1 protein-coding gene is annotated in these 797 nt (G+C 67.9%); it reads left to right on the forward strand.

Going from position 1 to position 797, the window contains the following annotated elements:
• Positions 1–115 precede the first annotated feature (115 nt).
• A partial coding sequence (locus tag JCM19049_RS16180; RefSeq protein ID WP_279403431.1) for an IMP dehydrogenase occupies positions 116–797 on the forward strand: 682 nt, incomplete at its 3' end.

Here is a 797-nt window from a genome sequence, read left to right on the forward strand (position 1 = left end):
CCGCTACGCAGCTGGACGGGATCCGGGCCTCACTGCCGGGAACCGGCACCGGCCGGGCGCAGCCGGTGGCGACGCAAAGGCCGTGAACCGCAGGGGAACTTGATAACCTAGAGCAGTGATTAACGAGATTGAGATCGGCCGCTCCAAGCGCGCCAGCCAGGCATACTCCCTTGACGACGTGGCCATCGTGCCGGACCGGCGAACCCGGGACCCCAAGGACGTCTCGGTCACCTGGCAGATCGACGCCTTCGAATTCAGCACCCCCATCCTCGGCGCCCCGATGGATTCGGTGATGAGCCCGGACACCGCCATCCAGCTGGGCAAGCTCGGCGGGCTGGGCGTGCTGAACCTGGAAGGGCTGTGGACCCGCTACGAGGACCCCACCACGGTGCTTGAGGAAATCTCCGCGCTGCGTTCGGAAAGCGCCCGCCGCGCCGACCCGGCGATCACCCGCAAGCTGCAGCAGCTGTACGCCGCACCGATCCAGCCCGAACTGATCACCGAGCGGATCACCCAGATCCGTGAGTCCGGGGTGGTGGTGGCCGGGTCGCTGACCCCGCAGCGCACCCAGGAGCACTACCAGACCGTCATCGACGCCGGGGTGGACATCTTCGTCATCCGCGGCACCACCGTCTCGGCCGAGCACGTCTCCAAGACCACCGAACCGCTGAACCTGAAGCAGTTCATCTACGAACTGGACGTGCCGGTCATCGTCGGCGGCGCGGCCGGCTACACCCCGGCCATGCACCTAATGCGCACCGGCGCCGCCGGTGTGCTGGTCGGCTTCGGGGGAGGGG

Source organism: Arthrobacter sp. JCM 19049 (genome assembly GCF_001310435.1).